The 17,916-nt window shown below is 37.6% G+C and carries 17 protein-coding genes; 9 read left to right on the top strand and 8 right to left on the bottom strand.

Features of this window, described 5'->3' with window-relative positions; translation table 11 throughout:
• Nucleotides 1-63: 63 nt before the first annotated feature.
• The 4 genes from dapA to B7C41_RS13625 all read right to left on the bottom strand — a co-directional run bounded on the left by dapA (nucleotide 64) and on the right by B7C41_RS13625 (nucleotide 3,179).
• Nucleotides 64-972, bottom strand: a complete 909-nt coding sequence (dapA, locus tag B7C41_RS13640) for a 4-hydroxy-tetrahydrodipicolinate synthase (RefSeq protein WP_085299493.1) — start codon at nucleotides 970-972, stop codon at nucleotides 64-66.
• Nucleotides 973-1,035: 63 nt separating this feature from the next.
• On the bottom strand, nucleotides 1,036-1,431 hold the full coding sequence (locus tag B7C41_RS13635) for a hypothetical protein (protein WP_085299492.1): 396 nt from the start codon (nucleotides 1,429-1,431) through the stop codon (nucleotides 1,036-1,038).
• 21 nt (nucleotides 1,432-1,452) lie between these two features.
• Nucleotides 1,453-2,244, bottom strand: coding sequence for a type 2 periplasmic-binding domain-containing protein (locus B7C41_RS13630; RefSeq protein ID WP_143764398.1), 792 nt, complete (start codon nucleotides 2,242-2,244; stop codon nucleotides 1,453-1,455).
• A 167-nt stretch (nucleotides 2,245-2,411) separates the two neighbouring features.
• A complete protein-coding gene (locus tag B7C41_RS13625) occupies nucleotides 2,412-3,179 on the bottom strand; it encodes a DUF4097 family beta strand repeat-containing protein (RefSeq protein WP_085299490.1) in 768 nt (255 codons plus the stop codon).
• Nucleotides 3,180-3,369: 190 nt separating this feature from the next.
• Between B7C41_RS13625 and B7C41_RS13620 the strand changes: the two genes are divergently transcribed.
• The 4 genes from B7C41_RS13620 (at nucleotide 3,370) to B7C41_RS13605 (ending at nucleotide 7,684) form a co-directional block, all read left to right on the top strand.
• Complete coding sequence (locus B7C41_RS13620) at nucleotides 3,370-4,650, top strand: CinA family nicotinamide mononucleotide deamidase-related protein (RefSeq protein WP_085299489.1); 1,281 nt, start codon at nucleotides 3,370-3,372, stop codon at nucleotides 4,648-4,650.
• 151 nt (nucleotides 4,651-4,801) lie between these two features.
• Complete coding sequence (locus tag B7C41_RS13615; RefSeq protein WP_085299488.1) at nucleotides 4,802-5,128, top strand: hypothetical protein; 327 nt, start codon at nucleotides 4,802-4,804, stop codon at nucleotides 5,126-5,128.
• 33 nt (nucleotides 5,129-5,161) lie between these two features.
• Nucleotides 5,162-6,853 (top strand): DUF342 domain-containing protein, encoded by a 1,692-nt coding sequence (locus tag B7C41_RS13610; RefSeq protein WP_235839716.1) that lies wholly within the window; start codon nucleotides 5,162-5,164, stop codon nucleotides 6,851-6,853.
• A gap of 57 nt (nucleotides 6,854-6,910) precedes the next feature.
• Nucleotides 6,911-7,684 (top strand): DUF2884 family protein, encoded by a 774-nt coding sequence (locus B7C41_RS13605; protein ID WP_085299487.1) that lies wholly within the window; start codon nucleotides 6,911-6,913, stop codon nucleotides 7,682-7,684.
• 129 nt (nucleotides 7,685-7,813) lie between these two features.
• Here B7C41_RS13605 and B7C41_RS13600 read toward each other — a convergent pair whose 3' ends face one another.
• Nucleotides 7,814-9,463: an electron transfer flavoprotein-ubiquinone oxidoreductase gene (locus B7C41_RS13600; protein WP_085299486.1), complete on the bottom strand. Its 1,650-nt coding sequence runs from the start codon at nucleotides 9,461-9,463 to the stop codon at nucleotides 7,814-7,816.
• A 289-nt stretch (nucleotides 9,464-9,752) separates the two neighbouring features.
• Between B7C41_RS13600 and B7C41_RS13595 the strand changes: the two genes are divergently transcribed.
• The 4 genes from B7C41_RS13595 (at nucleotide 9,753) to B7C41_RS13580 (ending at nucleotide 12,738) form a co-directional block, all read left to right on the top strand.
• On the top strand, nucleotides 9,753-10,505 hold the full coding sequence (locus B7C41_RS13595) for an electron transfer flavoprotein subunit beta/FixA family protein (protein ID WP_085299485.1): 753 nt from the start codon (nucleotides 9,753-9,755) through the stop codon (nucleotides 10,503-10,505).
• A complete protein-coding gene (locus B7C41_RS13590; protein WP_085299484.1) occupies nucleotides 10,502-11,428 on the top strand; it encodes an electron transfer flavoprotein subunit alpha/FixB family protein in 927 nt (308 codons plus the stop codon). Before B7C41_RS13595 ends, B7C41_RS13590 begins: the two co-directional genes overlap by 4 nt.
• An 89-nt stretch (nucleotides 11,429-11,517) precedes the next feature.
• Complete coding sequence (locus B7C41_RS13585; RefSeq protein WP_085299483.1) at nucleotides 11,518-11,913, top strand: translation initiation factor; 396 nt, start codon at nucleotides 11,518-11,520, stop codon at nucleotides 11,911-11,913.
• Between the two features lie 24 nt (nucleotides 11,914-11,937).
• Nucleotides 11,938-12,738, top strand: coding sequence for a response regulator (locus B7C41_RS13580; protein ID WP_085299482.1), 801 nt, complete (start codon nucleotides 11,938-11,940; stop codon nucleotides 12,736-12,738).
• Between the two features lie 55 nt (nucleotides 12,739-12,793).
• Here the strand turns inward: B7C41_RS13580 and B7C41_RS13575 are convergent, their stop codons facing one another.
• Complete coding sequence (locus tag B7C41_RS13575; RefSeq protein WP_085299481.1) at nucleotides 12,794-14,353, bottom strand: sigma 54-interacting transcriptional regulator; 1,560 nt, start codon at nucleotides 14,351-14,353, stop codon at nucleotides 12,794-12,796.
• Nucleotides 14,354-14,688: 335 nt separating this feature from the next.
• Here B7C41_RS13575 and megL point away from each other — a divergent pair, with 335 nt between their 5' ends.
• Nucleotides 14,689-15,900: a methionine gamma-lyase gene (gene megL / locus B7C41_RS13570; protein WP_085299480.1), complete on the top strand. Its 1,212-nt coding sequence runs from the start codon at nucleotides 14,689-14,691 to the stop codon at nucleotides 15,898-15,900.
• Between the two features lie 114 nt (nucleotides 15,901-16,014).
• On the opposite strand, the gene B7C41_RS13565 is transcribed toward megL, so the two are convergent.
• Nucleotides 16,015-16,440 carry an HIT domain-containing protein gene (locus B7C41_RS13565; protein WP_085299884.1) on the bottom strand — a complete coding sequence of 142 codons (426 nt, stop codon included), beginning with the start codon at nucleotides 16,438-16,440 and terminating at the stop codon, nucleotides 16,015-16,017.
• A gap of 25 nt (nucleotides 16,441-16,465) precedes the next feature.
• Nucleotides 16,466-17,398 (bottom strand): ribosome biogenesis GTPase YlqF, encoded by a 933-nt coding sequence (gene ylqF, locus B7C41_RS13560; RefSeq protein WP_085299479.1) that lies wholly within the window; start codon nucleotides 17,396-17,398, stop codon nucleotides 16,466-16,468.
• Nucleotides 17,399-17,916: the final 518 nt, after the last annotated feature.

Raw genomic sequence — 17,916 nt, 5'->3', positions numbered from 1 at the left:
ATAGCAAAACGGTGAGCATAGGCTCACCGTTTAAAGAATAACTTACTAGCTAAATAAATACTGCTAATAGCTATATTTGAACTCTTCATCTGTCATTAAATTTAACTGCTCACCAACGCGTTCATCTTGAGATAGCTCAGCTAATAACGCTAAGCCTTCTTCACGTTGTGCTTTAGTTAATGCTTTATAAGGCATTCTAAATATAGGTGCTACCGCTGCAGTCATCATCAAGGTGGTGTTAATCGCAATTGGGTTTGGCTCGCAAAACAGCCAATTCATTAACGGTTGCATGCGTGTATCTAATGCTTCGTTTGGCGTATCCATTAATTTTCGCATTAAGCCAGGCACTATATTAGAAGTTACCGAAATAACACCATGTGAGCCATGTTGATGACGCCCTACTGCACATTGGTCATCGTTTCCTGACCAACAAGCAATACCACGCGCTTCGTAATAAGCAATACGATCATTACCGGCACATTCTTTAACACCAATGAAATTCTTGTGTTTTGAAAGCGGTTCAATTAAGTCTGGCGTTAAATCTTGCCCAGTTCGACCAGGTACGTTGTAGATAAATGCCGGACCAATATCGAGCACTTTTTCAAAGTGTGCGCTAACGCCAGCAAAAGAGCTGCGGCCATAATATGGATTAATTTGCAGTGCTGCGTCCATACCTGTTGCAAAACCATGTTGCGTTGCTTTTATCGCTTCACGCGTATTATTACTACCTGTGTTACCAATAATTAATAAGTCTTTACCGTGTTTATGAACACTGTGGGCAATAAGAATTAAATGTTCTTCCCAAGTTAGTAAGTGCCCTTCACCAGTTGTACCACCAACAACAATACCATCAACACCAGCTTTTACTTGTTGAGCGACTAATTGGTCATACGTATTAAAATCAATGTCACCTTTTGCGTTAAACGGTGTTTTAATCGCAGTAATTAAACTGGCAGCTTTAATTTGCTTCATTCGAATTCTCAACAAGATAATTAATATAAACGGGTAATAAGTGTGTGGACTTTAACTTAGGTCTCAACTGAGTGCGATATTATCAATAACTCGGCGTAGGATAAACACTTCATTAGTTAAGATATGCTGATATTCGAATATTTGGCTATTTAACGTTAATACGCGATAAGCATGATAGTTATCTTCATGGGTTAAGTCTGCAGCATAATGCTCTTTATCAATAAATTCACTTTTACTGATAGTAAAGTGAATATCGCCAACAAGTCCCCAATCACCAGACTCAACAGTTTGCTCACTAATATTACCAACATCATCATGTTGGATAAAAGTGAACTCGTAATGACCATCGTCTGACAATTGTGCATATTCAGTAAAAGCATTGCCTGCTTCATCATGTTCACTTCGATACCATTTGCCAAATAAGAAGGATCGATGATAACACTCGATTTGATCTGTCATACGTATGAAACTCTCTATAAATTATTGATTATGGTATTTGGTAGGGTCTGCTTCTATTATGCTGTATTTCGTTTTAATACGAGCAATGATTTTAGGATTTTCATTTAGGAATTCGTCAAATTCCTTAATAATTTCGGGATGGTTTATCGATGAAAAATGGTAAGCATATGACTCATTTTTAATGTCTTCATTAAGAACAATGTCATTGCTTTTTCTTCCTAACAACTTCAAATTATAGTTAATAACATTTTTATCAATATTGGTGACATCTACATTACCACGCAGTAAATGTTTAATAAGACTATAAGGCGAAGTAACCTCAACCAATTCAGCAGCCCCTGACTTAATTTTGTCATACCAAAGTGTAGGAAAAAAACCTAAAATAGTGCCTAGGCTAGTCATACTTTCAGGTTTACTATTATTATTCTTTAAGACATATGAACCGGCCACTAACTGAATAACTGGCTGACTATAAGAAATATTTAAGTTTTTAGATTGCTCACTACGCCAACGGATATTATCAGGAAATTTAAAATCGATTGCATCTTCGGTATACCATTTATCAAAACGTTTTAATGGTAATGCCACAAACTTAAATTGATAACCTTTATGATGGAAAAAAGCACTTAAGAGTTCTTTGGTAAAACTTTCGTTATAGGGTTTTTGCGCGAAATCATACAAGGGATAATAGCTAATATCTTCGACGCCAATTATGTATTCCTGTGCTTGAGAGGTGCTTATTGAAAGGTAGCAACAAGCTATTATGTATCGAATAAATACAATCAATCGTTTAGTATTTATAACTTGTTTCAATTGAAAATCCAGAAAAGCTCACTTTCCTCCATTATACGCTTAAATCGCGAAATATATTAGCCAAATAATGGAATTAAAAAAAGCGAGTTATAACTCGCTTTTCTTCAGTTATTAAACGAATGGCTCTCTTAGCTTCAGTTCATATAGAATAACACTATACAGATAATTTAATGGCTCATCAGTTTAACGCTGCCATTTACACTTTCCATGGTGATTTTTATGTCGCCATTACCAACATCACCACTTAAATGCTTTCCGGTAAACATATTTTTCTCAGCTACTAAGCCAAAATCAGTTTTAATACTACCATGCATGGTTTCAGCATTAACTGTCGCGCTAAGTGATTTAGGCACTGACACTTTAATACTACCATTTACCGTTTCAACATCAATGCGGTCTAACTCTTTTGCAAATTCATCATAAGTAATTTTAATACTGCCATTAACTGAACTGAGTTCACTGTTACTTGCTAAACCGTGCGCCTTAATTGAGCCATTAACAAGTTCTGCATTAACCTCACCTTTTACGCCATCAATTTTCAGTGAGCCGTTGACCAAATCAATAGCTGATAATGAGATACCACTTGGCACTGTAACAGTGTATTCAACTTTACCCGAATTACTGTTTCTGCCCCATTTTTCGCGTTCTTTATAACGAGTTTGAACGGCAACACCAACTGAGGTTTGCTGCATATCTACGACAATATTTTCTCTATCGTCTTGGTTATCGGCAGTGATGACAGCAACCACTTTAACCTCGGCTCTATCCCATGACGATATTTGCACTGAGCCGTTAACATTATCAAGTCTAAATGAAGAGTTTTCATTAACAGCAAACGATTTTTCTATTTCGTCAGTCACGTCTGCATACGCTGATAAGCTTAATAAAGTAATAACGCTAGTAGTTGAAATTAATTTTATAAAAGAAGTTCGCATAATATTTCCTAGTATTTTGATTATTGCTATCGAATCATTATTGTTTAACTAGTTAGTAACTCAATTAATCAAAAAGGTTTAAAACTAATTAAAATTAATATATATAAAAAATATCATTTTATATTCAAGGTAATACCAACCGTTTTTAGCTACTATAACGAGACTAAATAATATCGAGATTAGTTGCACTATGAAGACAAAAGTAAGCTTACTTCTAACCGGAAGTGAATTAATGAATGGTGACGTCATTGATACTAATTCAGTGGTATTTGCTAAGCATTTAAATGGTATTGGCTTGAATATTGATAAAAAGGTCACTGTTGGTGATGCTCAAGACTTACTTGCCACAGAAATTGCACTACTCAGCCAAGAGTCAGACGTGTTAATCATAAACGGTGGCCTTGGACCAACGGTAGACGATTTAACAGCTCAAGTGCTCGCAACTGCTTGTAGTGTTGACTTAGTCCTTCATAAGCAAGCTCATCAGCATCTTGAAATATGGGCTAAAAAAAGGCAAACCATATTAAATACACCTAATTTAAAACAAGCCTACCTGCCAGAAAATAGCACTGTAATAGCTAATAAAATAGGTAGTGCCGTCGGCTTTAGTGTCGAATTTAATCAATGTATTATTATCTGCACACCTGGCGTACCGAGTGAACTAACCTGTATGTTAAAAGAGGAGATAGTACCGCTATTAAAAAATAGCTTCTCTAGCCCTAACTATACAGAAATACAACGTTTCCACCTTTTTGGTATCGGTGAATCTAGCCTACAAGTGTTAATTAATCAGACTTTTCCCGATTGGCCAAAAGTGATAGCTATTGGCTTTCGAGCTGCCATGCCAATTCTCGAATTAAAATTAATAACCCATTGTGAAAAAGGTAAAAGACTACTGCCGCAATTGCTTGAGAAATTAGCGCCTTTATTAACTGATTACATTTTAGGAAGTGGTACTAATGAAAATACCACCATTGCCGACTACCTTGTTCCTCTGTTAATAAAATCCAAGCAAAAAATCACTGTTGCAGAGTCATGCACAGGAGGCTTAATTGCTAGTCAAATTACCGCAATAGCTGGAGCGTCAGAGATATTCGAAGCAGGTTTCGTTACATATTCAAACGAAATGAAAATAAAAATGCTTGATGTGCCTGAGTCAACCCTCACTCGGCATGGTGCTGTCAGCGAAGAAACAGTTTTGGCAATGGCGCAAGGCGCTTTGATAAGTGCTGACGCTGACTTTGCCATTGCAGTTTCAGGTATTGCTGGTCCCGATGGCGGTAGTAAAGAAAAACCCGTTGGATCAGTTTGGATAGCGTGGGGAAGTAGAGATAACTTACAAGCAAGGTATTACTGCATCCCAGCAGCAAGAAAGCATTTTCAGCAAAGTGTTAGCGCACGTAGTCTAAACTTAGTCAGAAAAATGTTAATAGAAAGTAATGAAATACTTCATAATGATAAGTTAAAGTGAATTCAAGCGATATAATGCCATGCTGAATCGCTTTTCTATTGCTTAGTAATTAAAATCTTTATATATTCGGTGTAATTAACTGTTAATTTCAGAAAAAACACCGTTTAACAGTTATAATCTGTAAGTAATTAGCTCTCAAAAGGAGAATATTTTGATTGATAAAAATTATATAACCAGTGGTCGAAATACCATCATTCATAAAAACAAAAAAATTGATCTACTCATTGTTAATGGCATTCACCCTGTTGTTGTTGTAAGTAATGTCGGCATGGGTTTGTATACAGGCATCATTCCTAAAAAGCGCTCTGAAGCTAAAAAAGCTTATCAAGAAGTTGTTGATGTTAGTATGGCTGAAGTTTTTGGCGAAGAAAAAACTCTGATATTCGTGCAAGCACTAGACAATAAAGAATATAAAATTGACTACTCAAAAATCGGCAGCGCAAACTTTATCAAAGTCCATCAAGAAAATTATATTTAAGGTATAGCTGTTTTTGCAACGTAATGGAGTTATATGCGTGTGAGTAAGGCAAGTTTAGTAGCAAATAATAAAAATAATATAGACTTAATACTATCTCCAGTTAAAACGAAAACACCGTTAACTGAAGTGTCTATTCATGAGTTAATTCAAGACTCTGAATTTAGCAACTTGTATGTCGACAATAGCAACATTAAAAATGCCATTGCCGAGCTAAACAGCGTACTAAAACCGTTGCAGGAAAATCAGCCTGGTCGCGAAATAAAGTATCAAATTCTTGAACGTCGTGATGCTACTGTTTCTATCAATATAGAAAAAGATAGTATGTCCGCCTCTGCAGAAGTATCTACCGCGCTCGGTGGTAAACACATGAGCGCAAAAGGCATTTTAAATGCAGCACAAGATGCAGGCGTTTGCAAAGGGTTTAGTAAAGAACAATTAGTTAAGCTTGCCAAACAAGCTGCTAAAGAGCCCGCTGGTTCAACAGTTAAAGGCGAAATATCGCAAGGGAAATTACCAATCGATGGCAAGGACTCTCGAATAAAGCTATTAGTTGAAAGTGCACAAGAACGTATTTTAAAACCGAAAAAACGTGAGGATGGCAGTGTTGATATGCGTGATCTCGGTGATATTATCTGTGTTAAAGTTGGCGACCCACTAGCCCAGAAAATCCCTCTAACCGATGGTATTAAAGGTTACACCGTTATTGGCGATATTTTAGAGCCAACACCTGGTGAAGACTTAGAAATGCATGTTGGAGATGGCACAACTTTAAGCTCAAAAAATAATAGTATCTTAGTTTCAACTTTAGTTGGCTTACCTAGAATTATTGAAAACGGTATGGAAGTTGACAATATCTACCAAATAAAAAATGTTGACATTAGCACTGGCCATGTAGATTTTCAGGGCAGTATTATTATCGATGGCGATGTTTGTGAAGGTATGAAAGTGCATGCCACGGGTGATATATCTATTGGTGGCTTTGTTGAGTCGGCTACCTTAGAGGCAGGTGGTGACATAACTATAGGTACCGGTATTATAGGTAAAAAACAAGAAGTTGATGACTTAGATGTTTCGCAAATTAACATGAGTGCAAACATTAAAGCTGGCGGTAAGGTATTCGCAAAATATAGTCAGTATGCTGAGATCACTTGCGACTCTTTACGCATTGAAAATCAATTGATGCACAATATCGTAAATGTTACCTCTACACTCTGGGTTGGTACAGAAGAAAAAGCGAATGGTAAACTTATTGCTGGTTATATTCGCGCAGGAGAGTCCGTATCAGCAGGTATTGTAGGGGCAACAGCCGGTAGTTCAACGATTATTTCTTTTCAAGATAAAGTAAACCAATACTTGGAACAAATTTCGGCCCTTGATAACTTAATTACTCATGAATCTAGTAAGACTTCTGAACTACAAGCAGCAGCAAATAAACTTAAAAAACTTCCGAAAGATAAAGCTAACCAAGCAATGTTAACTAAAGTGTTATCAACTTATCAATATCATGCCAAAATCATGGGCAAGTACTTATTAGAAAAAGAGTCACTTGAAGAAGTACTGCAAGAATATATGATAAGTGTTTATGTTGAAGCAACTGAAAAAGTATACCATGGCGTAGAGCTCAACGTTGGTGAGTTTCATGACAAAACTCGTCGCGAATATGGCCCAAGCCGATTAGTGTACAAAGAACGAAAAATTCATGTCAACCCCATCATTACAACATAACATTTTGGCCCCTTGTTTTGCTCTAATTATTACGACTATTTAAAGGTATAGTATGCCATGACATTTATTTCTCGCAGTTTATTATTTATCGGTATGTTTATAGGTACGGTGCAAGCACAGCAATGTGACATCAACTTTGCTCATGGTGTCATTATTGACCCTGCTCATATTCGTATTGTTAGTCAAGGACAAACCTATGTGCAAGTTAATGGCGAACACCAACTATTTGTAAATGGTCGTGAAGTAAAATTAAATGCAGAGCAACAAGTACAATTAAGTGAATACACAGCAGGTATCAGAGAGCAAGTACCGGCGATTGTTTCAATTGCTATTGAAGGTGTAGAGCTTGGCTTAAAAGCAGTTAATAAAGTTATTAGTGGCTTAACCGGCGAAAACAGTGCATCACACCAACAGTTTCAAGAAAAATTTGATGAAATGAAATGGCGTCTACGTGCCAGATTTAATCATAGTGATGACAGCTACTATATTGCGCCACAAGACTTTGATGACTTTGATGAAATTTTTGCAGGTGAGTTTGAAAAAGAAATAGAATCTATTGTTTCAGACTCAGTTGGCACTATTTTAATAGCCGTCGGTGAAGCAATGACACATCGTGAAGAGCAAAGTAGTGAGCAGCGTGTTGAAACGTTTGATCAACGTATAGAAACCATGGCTAACGACATCAAGCTAGGAATAAGCAACCAAGCGAATGCTTTAGAAGTTAAAGCTGAAAAAATCTGTGCTCGACTAATAGCGTTAGATGAAATAGAAAATAGATTACAGCTTGAAATTCCAGCCTTGTCTGAATTCAATTTAATAGAAACCAATTAATTTTATTTTATGACAAGTACAAAAAAGCCTGCAATTGCAGGCTTTTTATGTTCAGGATGAGCGGTATGTCATGATCGCATGGATGCGAAAGAGTGACGATGTGCTGCAGACACTTAACCTACTAGCCAATTACATATTTGGATAATTTGGCCCACCAGTACCTTCAGGTGTTACCCAGGTTATATTCTGCGCAGGGTCTTTAATGTCACAAGTTTTACAGTGCACGCAGTTTTGAGAGTTAATCACAAACTTATCGCCTTCGTCGGTACTTTCAACTTCATAAACGCCTGCCGGACAATATCGCTGAGCCGGCTCATTGTATTTAGCCAAGTTGACACTAATTGGAATACTGCTATCAGCCAACTTCAGATGACATGGCTGCTCTTCTTCGTGGTTAGTGTTTGATAAAAATACTGATGACAGTTTATCAAAACTCAATTTATTATCAGGTTTCGGATAATTAATCACCGGTACATCCTTAGCCAGTTTTAATTGGGTATGATCTAAGGTATCGTCTTTAAAATTAAACGGTAATTTACCACCGAAGAAATTTTGATCAAGCGTGTTATACGCACCACCAATGAATGTGCCAAATTTATGCATGGCAGGTCCAAAGTTACGGGTATTATATAACTCATCATATAGCCACGAATTTTTATATTTTTCCGTATAACTCGTCAGTTCTTTACCACCTTCATCACCTGAAGCTAGCGCTTCAAATATCGACTCAGCGGCTAACATGCCTGATTTCATCGCCGTGTGATTGCCTTTGATTTTTGCAAAGTTAATCGTACCTGCATCACAGCCAACTAATACAGCACCTGGCATAGTCATTTTAGGTAGAGAATTAAAACCACCTTTTGCCATTGCTCTAGCGCCATATGAAACACGCTTACCACCTTCAAGATATTGGGCAATTTTTGGATGATGCTTATAACGTTGAAATTCATCAAACGGGCTTAAATGCGGGTTGCTGTAATTTAAATCAACGATTAAGCCAACAAACACTTGATTGTTTTCCGCATGGTATAAGTAACCACCACCCGTTGTATCTTTTTCTAAAGGCCAACCTGCAGAATGTACAACTAAGCCTTCTTGATGTTTTTCAGGCGCAATATCCCAAATTTCTTTAAAGCCTAAACCGTAATGTTGCGGCGACTTATCAGCATCTAAAGAAAACTTAGCAATCAATTCTTTACCTAAATGGCCACGACAACCTTCGGCAAAAACAGTGTACTTCGCTTTTAGCTCCATACCCGGCATAAATGAATCTTTTGCTTTACCTTCAGCATCTAACCCCATATCGCCAGTGATAACACCGCCAACACTACCATCTTCATTGTAGATAACATCTTGTGCAGGAAAACCAGGGAAAATTTCTACACCAAGTTCTTCTGCTTGTTCTGCTAACCAACGACAAACATTGCCCATACTAACAATGTAGTTGCCTTCATTATGCATAGTTTTAGGGACACCAAAACTAGGTAATTTAACAGCGCTATTTTCGCCATTAAACAAATAAATATCATCACCTGTTACAGCGGTATTTAAAGGTGCGCCCTTTTCTTTCCAATCAGGAAATAATTCACCTAACGCTCGTGGTTCAAAAACAGCACCAGATAGTATGTGAGCTCCAACTTCCGAGCCTTTCTCTACTACACACACCATTAATTCTTGTTCTTTTTCTTGTGCAAGTTTCATTAATTGACAAGCAGTCGATAGGCCTGCAGGACCAGCTCCAACAATTACAACGTCAAACTCCATTGATTCGCGTTCCATAACATCTCCCATCATTCAATTTTTTATGAAGAATTCAAACACACGTTTGATTTTCAAACACCTGTTTGATAACATCCAACATTATAGATATTTTCGAAGTAAATACTATCCTGTATTGCAATATTTACTGATAATATTTGTTTAAGCGCAATTTGATTGACGATATCGACAGAAGACGTTGACGTAAACGTAATCTACAAGTAGTCTTTCAAACCATAATTATAGCGTTAAGCTGAATTTTATTTAGTTTAACCAATATTACCAACAACAAGCACAATCAGAGGCAACGATGAAAGTATTAGTACCCATCAAACGCGTTATTGACTATAACGTAAAAGTACGTGTTAAAGCAGACAACTCAAATGTCGATCTTGCTAATGTAAAAATGGCAATTAACCCATTTTGTGAAATCGCAGTTGAAGAAGCGGTTCGTTTAAAAGAAGCAGGAACAGCAACAGAAGTTATCGCAGTATCAATTGGCGATAAATCATGTCAGGAGCAACTACGTACAGCATTAGCACTAGGTGCTGATCGTGCGATTCAAATCGACACAGACCAAAACTTAGACTCTTTACATGTAGCTAAATTATTACAAAAAGTTGTTGAAGAAGAACAGCCTCAATTGGTAATTCTTGGTAAGCAATCAATCGATAGCGACAATAACCAAACGGGTCAAATGCTTGCAGCACTTACCGGTATGGCGCAAGGTACATTCGCTTCAGCAGTTAATGTTGATGGCGAGAAAGTAAACGTAACACGCGAAGTTGACGGTGGTTTACAAACTGTTGCTCTAAACTTGCCTGCTATTGTTACTACTGACCTACGCTTGAATGAGCCTCGTTACGCTTCATTACCTAACATTATGAAAGCAAAGCGTAAGCCACTAGCAGTTAAACCAGCGGCTGACTTTGGCCTTGACTTAACAGCACGTACTACTTTATTAAAAGTAACGCCACCTGCTGAACGTCAAGCAGGAATTGTTGTTGAAAGTATTGATGAATTAGTAGAAAAATTAAAAAATGAAGCGAAGGTGATCTCATGAGCGTATTAGTATTTGCCGAACACGATAATAGCCAATTAAAAGCTGATACCTTAAAAACAGTTGCTGCCGCACAGGCAATGGGTGGCGAAATTCACTTGTTAGTTGCTGGCTATAACTGTCAAGCTGTTGCCGATGCAGCAAGCAAAGTTAACGGCGTAGCTAAAGTATTAGTTGCTGATAACGCAGCATACGAACATCAGCTAGCTGAAAACGTTTCATTGTTAGTTACTGAATTAGCAGCTGACTATGACCACATCGTTGCAACAGCATTAACAACGGGTAAGAACTTTATGCCACGTGTTGCTGCCTTGTTAGATGTTGCACAAATTTCAGATATTATTGCCGTAGAAAGTAGCGACACATTTGTTCGTCCTATTTACGCAGGTAACGCCATTGCTACCGTGCAAAGTTTAGATAGTAAAAAGGTAATCACCGTTCGCCCTACTGGTTTTGACGCAGTAGCAACTGACGGTAGTGCTGAAGTTGTTGCTTTAGATAAAGCAACTGATGCTGGTACGTCTAGCCACGTAAACGACGAACTTTCAGTATCTGAAAGACCTGACTTAGGTGCTGCTAGTGTTGTTATTTCTGGTGGTCGTGGTATGCAAAATGGCGATAACTTCAAGCTTCTTGATGGTATTGCAGACAAACTAGGCGCAGCTATTGGTGCATCACGTGCCGCTGTTGATGCTGGTTTTGTACCTAACGACATGCAAGTTGGCCAAACAGGTAAAATTGTTGCCCCTGACTTATACATTGCCGTTGGTATTTCAGGTGCTATTCAACATTTAGCTGGTATGAAAGATTCAAAAATCATTGTTGCTATCAACAAAGACGCTGAAGCGCCAATATTCCAAGTAGCGGACTACGGTATTGTTGCTGATTTATTCGACGCTCTTCCTGAATTAGAAAGTAAGCTTTAAGCTAATATTCTCACCTGAAAAATCATGTATAATAAAACCACTCTTGTAGTGGTTTTATTTTATCTAAAATATGGTGATTAGAGTCTATTATGACAAAAACATTTTCTAGCCTTAGTGATTTAGCCGGCGCTTTTGGCAAAACTATTGATAACGATAACAGTTCAGCTAGCAATAATGATGATTTGGTTTATTCAACCTCACAAGGAAGGATTAAACAATCAACAGAAAAAACGGTAACAGCATCAGACGGTTTTGCCAAAGTACGTCGTGAAACCAAAGGACGAAAAGGTAAAGGCGTTATTACCATTTCGGGTCTTGGCCTTGATGAAAAAGCACTAAAAGAGCTGGCCAAAAAATTAAAAAAAACTTGTGGTACAGGCGGTAGTGTTGTTGGCGAAATTATCGAAATTCAGGGTGATAAGCGCGAAGAGATAAAATTAATACTTGAAAAAAACGGTTTTAAAGTCAAGTTTGTTGGTGGCTAGATAAACACTCTTCTGATAACAATAATGAGTCATATTATGAATCCAAACGAATTATCCTTACTGGTTGTTGAGCCTTCTGATTTACAAAGAAAAATCATTATAAAGCAACTAAAACAGCAAGGTATTACCCAAGTATCAGAGGCTAAAAGCATTGCAGAGGCTTATGCTAGCGCTGAAACACACCCACGAGATCTCATTACCAGTGCGATGTATTTTGATGACGGTACGGCGATTGACTTGTTGAAAAAAGTTAGAAATAACCCGACCATTGCTGACACACCTTTTATGCTAGTGACTAGTGAGCATCGCCGTGAGCATTTAGAAGAGTTTAAGCAATCTGGTGTTATTGCTCTACTACCTAAACCTTTTACTCCCGATCACTTAGCAACCGCTATTGATACAACTATTGACCTACTTTCTACTGATGAGCTTGAGCTAGAATATTTTGATGTTCATGAAGTTAGAGTATTATTAGTCGACGATAGCCGCCTGGCTCGAAATCATATTAAACGGGTATTAAATAACTTGGGCCTATTAAAAATCACTGAAGCTGCCGATGGTAGCGAAGCTATCAGCTTATTAAAAGGTAATATGTATGACCTAGTCGTTACTGACTACAATATGCCAGAAGTCGATGGTAAAGAGCTAACCAAGTATATAAGAAATGAAAGCGAGCAATCACACTTGCCAGTGTTGATGGTAACAAGTGAAAGCAATGACACCCACTTAGCAAATATCCTAACAGAAGGCGTCACCGCAATGTGTGACAAACCATTTGAGCCACAAAACGTTAAAAAAATTCTTTATAAAATTCTAGAAGATTAAACAAATAATATTTTATATCCCAAAATCACTTGAAAATGCAGTTAGATATTAACATTCATAACTTAATATCTAACTGTCTTAACTTCATAGCAATTTTATTATGCGAGACCTGCAGTCGTTCAGCAAGTTTACGTGTGGTAGGATAATGTGGATATAATTCGGTAATTAGTTTTCTTTCGAACTGCGCTTGCGCACTCGCCCAGTTACTCACCTCATTTTCAATAACAGCGTCAATACTGGTTTCATTTTGAGTAAATTGTGCAAGCGCAATAGATATGCCTTGAGAGGAAATATTTTCACCTCCATTCAATGCAACCGCGCGAAACAAAACATTCTGCAATTCTCGAATATTACCCGGCCAAGGAAATGAAACTAATAATTGCATTGCTGCACGGTCGATCATTGGCTGTTGCAAATTCATTTGATTAGCTGCCAATATTACAAAGTGTTCAGCTAATAGCGCAATATCCTCCGAACGCTCTCGTAAAGGTGGCGAGCTTAAATTCAAGACATTAAGTCGATAAAACAAGTCTTCCCTAAATTGCTGCTTTGCAATCATTGTTAACAAGTTTTGATGCGTAGCACTAACAATGCGTACATTTGCATGCAACTCTTTAGTACCGCCTAAACGGCGGTATTTAAAGTCTTGCAAGAAACGTAATAATTTAGCTTGTAAATAAGGCGACATTTCAGCAATTTCATCTAAGAATACCGTACCGCCTTCAGCCAATTCAAAAAGTCCTGGTTTGCCACCCTTTTGCGCTCCGGTAAATGCGCCCGTGGCATAGCCAAAAAGTTCACTTTCTAACAAATGCTCAGGTAGTGCCGCACAATTAACCGCAAGAAACGGCGCACGATGGCGATAACTTGCATTATGCAGAGCTCTAGCAACAAGCTCTTTACCAGTACCCGTTTCACCATTAATCAGCACAGGTAAGTCTAATTCAGCAAATCGAGTTGTTTGCTCTTTTAATAGTTGAATACTCGCAGAGTGGCCAATGATATGGTCGATGCCCTGCTCATCACGGGTTTGTATAATGGCAATTTGTCGACCTAAGCGGCTTATCGATTTTAGCGATATTACCGCCCCTGAATTACTTTCATTTTCGCTTATTGGGCTAATTTCAGCGATATAACTTTGCCCCGCAATATCAATACTTTGCGAGCTCACTTTATCAAGCAATGGTTGTTCTATTTCGATATCAAGTAAACTGGTAACTTGAGAGCCTTTTAGCTTAGTCACAGATATAGGATCTACACCTTTGCTTTTCTGATGGGCAATTAACAACTTCTCTCCAGCTAAATTCAACGCCATCACACAGGCACTTTCATCAATATCTATAATCGCATCAGGTAAACGATTTAATAATGCTCTGAGATGCCGTTCTCGGCTTTCTGCTGGTAATGAATCAATCGTTCGACAATTGTTAACTCCCAAAATACCTAATAATGCTTTTTCAATATCAGCAAAGCTTATATCAGTAAATGCAAGGTGGACGAATATGCGTTGAGTAGCGACTTCCATAGCACTTATATCAAGCTTAAGTAACGTGAGTGCAGCTAAAATTTCCTGACTTATACCAATTCTATCTTCTGACGCTATTTCGATACGCATAATATACTTTTAAACAACATGTAATAAATAAATTACAATGTACCATAATTATTACAACAAGCAAAAACAACTTAAGTTCCTTAAATTTCTGTCAAAATTCACTAAAACATTGTAACGAGGTGAATAGGCTTAGCTCCCCAACCACACTACCGTAATACTTTTATTACAACAATAGACAAACTAAAGACCTACACTCCGTAACTTATTGATTTATATTGACTATAAATCATGGCAATCTTTTTGCTTGTACTGATTATTAGTAAATTCAATAGCGATTTCCGCTAGCGTTAGTGCGATTATAACAAAAACAATAATATTGAAAGAGAAGGAAAATCATGTCTGATAGTAAGCATATTGAAACTAAAGCGATTCACTCAGGTCGTATCAATGATGAACAATTTGGCTCATTGGCTACACCACTTTATCAAACTTCAACATTTATCTTTGACAATGCACAGCAAGGTGCTGACCGATTTGCAGGTGAAGCTGATGGTTATATCTATAGTCGTTTAGGCAACCCAACAACCAGGCAATTAGAGATGCGTGTTGCAGCTATGGAAGATATGGAAGATGCTGCCGCAACTGCAACTGGCATGGGCGCAGTTTCAGGAGCTTTGTTAACTAATTTATCTTGTGGTGATCATTTAATTTCTTCAAAAGCAGTTTATGGTTGTTCTTTTGCTCTAATGAACCACCAACTAACACGCTGGGGCATTGAAGTTAGCTTTGTAGATATGGCAAATCCAGAAGAAGTTGAGGCGGCAATAAAACCAAATACCAAAGTTATTTTTCTAGAAACTCCGGTAAACCCCAATCTTGAAGTATACGATTTAGCAGCTATTGGAAAAATTGCACAAAAACATGGGATTATCTCAATTGTCGACAACACTTTTCTAACACCAGTATTACAACAGCCTAAAAAATACGGTATCGACATTGTTGTTCATAGTGCAACCAAATATCTTAACGGTCACGGCGATGTAGTTGCTGGCATTATTTGTGGCAGTAGCGAAATGATCATGAATATTAAAATGACTGTATTAAAAGATATTGGCGCTACTATTAGTCCACATGATGCATGGCTAATTATGCGAGGCCTAAAAACCTTACCTATTCGCATGGAACGTCATTGTAGTAATGCGCAAAAGCTTGCGGAATTTCTGGAACAGCACTCTAAAGTATCTAAAGTTTATTACCCAGGACTGAAGAGCCACGCGGGCAATAAATTTATCGGCCAACAAATGAAAGCAGCAGGTGGCGTTATTGCATTTGAAATTAATAGTGACTTAGCGGGCGGCAGTCAATTTATTAATCGAATGAAGTTATTTTCTATCGCTGTAAGTTTAGGTGATGCAGAGTCACTCATTCAGCATCCTGCGTCAATGACACACTCGCCTTATACACAAGAGGAGCGACTAGCCGCAGGCATCAGCGATAGCTTAATTAGAATATCTGTTGGATTGGAAAATGTTGAAGATCTATTGGCTGATTTGGAACAATCATTAACATTAATTGAGGTTGCTGCAGATAAAAGAGCTGTTGCATAACTGCTATAGATTAGGCTTTTTATTCAAGTAACCCTGACGGCTTATCTCCCCTACTTAATCAATAAGTAGGGGAGATAAGAAAATCCTAGTGCATTAACTTTGTTTCGATTAGTTTTAACTAGCAAGTATGGCTACCAATTTAGACATTAAACGCTCTTTCACTTCAATAAGCTCTGCATCAGTGTACGGCGTCAATTTTTGTTGCCCCCAAATAGGCTTAGGCCAACAAGGATCAGTTTTATAACGAACAATATGATGAAAGTGCAGTTGCGGTACAACATTACCTAATGCAGCTACATTCATTTTATCGCCATTAAACTCTTGCATCAGTACTTCACTAAGCATACTAGACTCATTCAATAGCTGTTGTTGGTCTTGCCAATCTAATTGATAAATATCTTGAACATTGTCAATTTTAGGTACCAATATAAACCAAGGATACGCACTATCATTGCATAATAGTAAACGTGACAACGGAAAGTCAGTGATAACAAAACAATCATTTGCTAATTGTGGGTGTAAAACAAATTCTGAATTCATATTAATACCTTGCAAGTTATACATATTAGCGCTTATTACGGCGCCCTCTACCACGTGCTAATTTTTTAGCTTCTCGTGCGGCAACTTTATCTGCTTCAACCTTTTCAAAATGAACTATTTCTTTAGCCACCATTTCAGGTGTCTCAAACGTTATGCCGCCTAAAGTTTTATCCCGGATCTCGTTAATTAAAATCTCTGAGGCTTTATGGAAATCGATATGGCCACCACTTCTTACACAGCCTCTACGCTTACCAAGAGCTTCAATTAGCTCAACCTCTTGTTCAGGCAGCTCTTCAATCTTGTAACGTTCTTTTAATCGTTCAGGGTAAGCTTCTAATAAGTATTCGGCAGCAAAGCAGGCAATCTCTTCGTGATCAAAGGCTGTATCTTTAACCGCACTAGTAACCGCTAATCGGTAGCCACTATTTTGATTCACTATTTTAGGCCAAAGCATGCCAGGGGTATCATATAAATATAAACCATCTTCTAAACGTATTCTTTGCTGACCTTTGGTTACAGCAGGCTCATTGCCTACTTTTGCTTTAGCTTTACCAACAAGCGTGTTTAATAGAGTAGATTTACCGACATTTGGAATACCGACAATAACAGCATTAATTTGCTTGCCTGCTTCATCTTTACTAGGAACCAATTTTCGAATTAAAGCAGGAATAGTTTTAGCTACTGACGGTGACTCGGTAGTAAGTGCAATAGCTTTTACATTATGCTGAGATTCTAAATGGTTAAGCCATAGTTCAGTAACTTTAGGATCAGCTAAATCTGATTTGTTTAAAATTTTTATTAGAGGCTTGTCACCTCGAATTTCCGTGATCATCGGGTTTTCGCTACTAAAAGGCAAACGAGCATCACAAACTTCAATCACCACATCAATTTGAGGTAAAATTTCTTTAATCTCTTTCTGGGCTTTATGCATATGCCCTGGGAACCAATTAATCGCCATAATAAATCTTTAATAACTATTCAATAATATAAGGCAGATTTTATCACTGATAAAAAAGAAAAGCTGCCGAATGCAAATATTAAATTAATATCAACTCAATACAGAGCATGTTCCACTTAATTATCTAGACACTTTAATTCTAAACAACTCCACTTTGCTAAAGTAATTAAAGGTTGGAAATTGATCTTCGTTAGCTATATAGAAAGATATTTGATTTGCTTGAAAGTGTTATTTAAACGCCAGGCAAAAAAAGTCCGTTACATCTATAACGGACTTTTCTGAATAGAAGTCTAGCAATGACGTGCATGAATTTTCTAATGCAACGATGCCAGGATGGCAAAGAGTTGTGTGCTACTGACGCATAGGACATGCAAGCGCCGTAAGCACATGGATGTGCAGGAACGGACTCACATAATAGAGAACAACTCCCACTCGCTATGAACCAGCGACGCTAATTCATATTTTAAAACTTTAAACGTCAGACAGCAAAAAGCCCGTCACATTAGTAACGGGCTTTT

Origin of the sequence: Cognaticolwellia mytili, from assembly GCF_002104475.1 — a bacterium.
Taxonomy (GTDB): Bacteria; Pseudomonadota; Gammaproteobacteria; order Enterobacterales; family Alteromonadaceae; genus Cognaticolwellia; species Cognaticolwellia mytili.
This window is presented reverse-complemented; position numbering and strand designations above follow the sequence as displayed.

Coding starts and splice junctions, on each gene's coding strand:
- megL (WP_085299480.1), top strand. CDS start 14,689: ATGTCTGATAGTAAGCATATTGAAACTAAAGCGATTCACTCAGGTCGT.
- B7C41_RS13585 (WP_085299483.1), top strand. CDS start 11,518: ATGACAAAAACATTTTCTAGCCTTAGTGATTTAGCCGGCGCTTTTGGC.
- B7C41_RS13595 (WP_085299485.1), top strand. CDS start 9,753: ATGAAAGTATTAGTACCCATCAAACGCGTTATTGACTATAACGTAAAA.
- dapA (WP_085299493.1), bottom strand. CDS start 972: ATGAAGCAAATTAAAGCTGCCAGTTTAATTACTGCGATTAAAACACCG.
- B7C41_RS13590 (WP_085299484.1), top strand. CDS start 10,502: ATGAGCGTATTAGTATTTGCCGAACACGATAATAGCCAATTAAAAGCT.
- B7C41_RS13605 (WP_085299487.1), top strand. CDS start 6,911: ATGACATTTATTTCTCGCAGTTTATTATTTATCGGTATGTTTATAGGT.
- B7C41_RS13625 (WP_085299490.1), bottom strand. CDS start 3,179: ATGCGAACTTCTTTTATAAAATTAATTTCAACTACTAGCGTTATTACT.
- B7C41_RS13575 (WP_085299481.1), bottom strand. CDS start 14,353: ATGCGTATCGAAATAGCGTCAGAAGATAGAATTGGTATAAGTCAGGAA.
- B7C41_RS13565 (WP_085299884.1), bottom strand. CDS start 16,440: ATGAATTCAGAATTTGTTTTACACCCACAATTAGCAAATGATTGTTTT.
- B7C41_RS13635 (WP_085299492.1), bottom strand. CDS start 1,431: ATGACAGATCAAATCGAGTGTTATCATCGATCCTTCTTATTTGGCAAA.
- ylqF (WP_085299479.1), bottom strand. CDS start 17,398: ATGGCGATTAATTGGTTCCCAGGGCATATGCATAAAGCCCAGAAAGAG.
- B7C41_RS13600 (WP_085299486.1), bottom strand. CDS start 9,463: ATGGAACGCGAATCAATGGAGTTTGACGTTGTAATTGTTGGAGCTGGT.
- B7C41_RS13610 (WP_235839716.1), top strand. CDS start 5,162: ATGCGTGTGAGTAAGGCAAGTTTAGTAGCAAATAATAAAAATAATATA.
- B7C41_RS13580 (WP_085299482.1), top strand. CDS start 11,938: ATGAGTCATATTATGAATCCAAACGAATTATCCTTACTGGTTGTTGAG.
- B7C41_RS13620 (WP_085299489.1), top strand. CDS start 3,370: ATGAAGACAAAAGTAAGCTTACTTCTAACCGGAAGTGAATTAATGAAT.